Below are 283 nucleotides of genomic sequence, written 5' to 3' on the forward strand. Positions count from 1 at the left end.
CGCGTACTGATGCGGCAGCTCGCCGCGGCCGGGGTCGCGGTGGCCGAGCCACCCGTGTAGGCCCAGACGCCGAACCAGGCGCTGCAGCAGACCGGGGCCGCCATATTGGTTTCTGGGACTTCATAGCCCACTGAGGCGGCCCCGGCTGCTGAGCTGTGTCGTTCGGCAGCATGGGTGAAGATTCGGAAGGCGTCAGTCGCCGGTGGGGCAGAGGGTGAAGTCGTCGGTGCCGCTGGGCGAAGCGGGTAGCGAAGGGCGAAAGACGAAGCACTTCGCCCGGTGA

It is taken from the genome of Zavarzinella formosa DSM 19928 (genome assembly GCF_000255705.1).
Taxonomy (GTDB): domain Bacteria; phylum Planctomycetota; class Planctomycetia; order Gemmatales; family Gemmataceae; genus Zavarzinella; species Zavarzinella formosa.